Below are 3,106 nucleotides of genomic sequence, written 5' to 3' on the forward strand. Positions count from 1 at the left end.
CTTTCTCTTTTAGTAAGTATAATGAAGACGCTTTTGGCAAATTATCAAAGTTGATTTGATTGACATTTAATCCGATTCCAATTATAGATTCTATTTTATTGTCAGACTTGAAGCTGTTTTCAATTAAAATGCCACCTATTTTTTTGTTTTCTGCCATAATGTCGTTTGGCCATTTAATAGAAAGTTTTGGTAAGTTTAAAGGTTCTAAAGCTTTAATTACTGAGAGTGCAACAGCAACATTCAAATGAAATATTTCATCAATATCTTTCAACACTTCTTTAACCAAGATACTCATAATTAAGTTTTTACCGCTTTCTGTTTCCCATGTAGCACCCATTTGACCTTTACCTTTTGTTTGATTCTTGGCAGTTACAACGGTAAAGTTTTCTACGATTTGACTTCTTGACATTTCTTTCAAAAAATCGTTTGTAGAATCTATGGCATCGAGTTTGATTAAGTTCATAGGAATTATTTTGATAAAACAGAGTTTAAACTTATGTTAAGCATCAAAAATAATCACAAATTTTGATACCTTTGCAAATTATATAAAATTTAGATGGCAAAAAAGACAATTAGTACCGATGTTTTATTAACAAACATCATTAAAGGAATAGAAGAAGTAAAAGGAAATGATATTGAAATCCTTGATTTAAGAGAAATAGATACCGCTGTTTGCGATTATTTTGTTATTTGCAACGGTTCATCAAATACACAAGTTAACGCTATTGTTAACTCCGTTCAAAAAGTTGTTTCCAAAGAAATAAAAGACAAACCATGGCACGTTGAAGGAACAGACAATGCAGAATGGGTTTTAATGGATTATGTTAGTATTGTAGTACACGTGTTTCAAAAAGAAATTCGTGAATATTATAATATTGAAGGTCTTTGGGGCGATGCCAAAATCACTACTTTAGAAAACAAATACTAAAAGCACTATAAATAATGTCAGAGAACAAAAAGCCAAGCGGTTTAAAATTTAGTCCATGGTGGATTTCAGGAGGAGTTATTCTAATATTTGTTGTATTAAACATATTAGGTGGCTCTTCAATGCAAGATCCGTCAAAAATTTCCTCATCAAAATTTGATGAACTTTTGAATAGCGGTCAGATTGAAAAAGTAATTATTTTTAATAAGAATCAGGCAGAGGCTTATCTAACTGCAGCTGCATTGAAAGCTAAAGCTAATGAAAAAATAGCCAAAGATGTTTTTGGTAATCCAAATAAAGGACCACATTACATTTTTGATCCTGGAAACGACGAACTTTTTCAAAAGAAATTAGTTGATGCTAGAGCTCAGAAAAAAATCAAAGATTTCGATTTTCAAACTAAAAGCGATTGGTCAGAATTCTTAATTGGTTTATTGCCAATGATTATTCTTATTGGAGTTTGGTTATATTTCATGAGAAGAATGTCTGGCGGTGGTGCTGGCGGTGGCGGAGGTCAAATCTTCAACATTGGAAAATCTAGAGCTAAGCTTTTTGATGAAAAATCAGAAGTAAAAACCACTTTCAAAGACGTTGCCGGATTAGAAGGTGCTAAAGAAGAAGTTCAAGAAATTGTAGAATTTCTTAAAAACCCAGAAAAATATACTGTTTTAGGTGGAAAAATTCCAAAAGGAGCTCTTTTAGTTGGACCTCCAGGAACTGGAAAAACATTACTTGCAAAAGCCGTTGCTGGTGAAGCTAAAGTACCTTTCTTCTCACTTTCAGGTTCAGATTTTGTTGAAATGTTTGTTGGAGTTGGTGCTTCTCGTGTAAGAGATTTATTCAAACAAGCAAAAGAAAAATCACCAGCTATCATTTTCATTGATGAGATTGATGCTGTTGGACGTGCAAGAGGTAAAAATAATATGTCAGGCGGAAACGACGAGCGTGAAAATACATTGAACCAATTGCTTACCGAAATGGATGGTTTTGGAACAAACACTCACGTTATTGTATTAGCTGCAACCAATAGAGCTGATGTTTTAGACAAAGCTTTAATGCGTGCTGGACGTTTTGACAGACAAATCTATGTGGATTTACCAGACATTAGAGAACGTAAAGAAATCTTCGAAGTGCATTTAGCACCTTTGAAAAAAGTAGAAGGTTTAGATACTGACTTTTTAGCGAAACAAACTCCAGGTTTTTCTGGTGCAGATATTGCAAATGTTTGTAACGAAGCGGCTTTAATTGCTGCTCGTAATAACAAAACAGCTGTAGATAAACAAGATTTTCTAGACGCAGTTGACAGAATTGTTGGCGGATTGGAAAAGAAAAACAAAATAGTTACGCCTGCAGAAAAGAGAGCTATTGCAGTTCACGAAGCTGGTCATGCTACCGTAAGTTGGATGTTAGAACATGCTGCGCCACTTATTAAGGTCACTATTGTACCTAGAGGTCAAAGTTTAGGTGCTGCATGGTATTTACCAGAAGAAAGACTAATCGTGCGTCCAGATCAAATGCTTGATGAAATGTGCGCTACTATGGGTGGTCGTGCTGCAGAAAAAGTAATCTTTGATACTATTTCAACAGGAGCTTTATCTGATTTAGAAAAAGTTACAAAACAAGCTCGTGCTATGGTAACTATTTATGGTTTGAACGAAAAATTGGGTAACATCACTTATTATGATTCTTCTGGACAAAGCGAATATAGTTTTAGCAAACCTTACTCAGAAGATACTGCAATTACTATTGATAAAGAAATTTCACTTCTTATTGAAGGTCAGTATCAAAGAGCGATTGAAATTCTTAAAGAAAACAAGGATAAATTGTTGCAACTTGCGGATATTTTGATTGAAAAAGAAGTTATTTTCAAAGATGATTTGGAAACTATTTTTGGCAAACGTCCTTATCAAATAGACAGCGAAGAGAACACTGAATTTACTGCTTAAACAACAGTTAAATATAAAAATTTAAAAATCTTAATTCAAAAAATGCTTTTGAATTAAGATTTTTTTATCTTTGAAGGTTTTCAAATGATATTTAAAGAATTTTACACAGCAATATGAGTCTTTTCAGAAAAATATTTGGTTCTAGCAATGATGCTTCCGATGAGGAAAACCAAAGTGAATATAATACTCCCAAACCTTCAAATCTTCCAATTGACGATTTATTTACTTTCAATTT

The 3,106-nt window shown here is 33.0% G+C and carries 3 protein-coding genes; 2 read left to right on the plus strand and 1 reads right to left on the minus strand.

Going from position 1 to position 3,106, the window contains the following annotated elements:
• The coding region (locus ACIQ06_RS16060; protein ID WP_396147944.1) for a biotin--[acetyl-CoA-carboxylase] ligase at positions 1-463 on the minus strand (463 nt) is incomplete at its 3' end.
• 93 nt (positions 464-556) lie between these two features.
• Here ACIQ06_RS16060 and rsfS point away from each other — a divergent pair.
• Positions 557-928 carry a ribosome silencing factor gene (gene rsfS / locus ACIQ06_RS16065; RefSeq protein ID WP_298305835.1) on the plus strand — a complete coding sequence of 124 codons (372 nt, stop codon included), beginning with the start codon at positions 557-559 and terminating at the stop codon, positions 926-928.
• 14 nt (positions 929-942) lie between these two features.
• A complete protein-coding gene (ftsH, locus tag ACIQ06_RS16070) occupies positions 943-2,871 on the plus strand; it encodes an ATP-dependent zinc metalloprotease FtsH (protein ID WP_396147945.1) in 1,929 nt (642 codons plus the stop codon).
• The last annotated feature ends 235 nt before the right edge of the window (positions 2,872-3,106 follow it).

This window comes from Flavobacterium sp. (genome assembly GCF_044341265.1).
Classification (GTDB): Bacteria; Bacteroidota; Bacteroidia; order Flavobacteriales; family Flavobacteriaceae; genus Flavobacterium.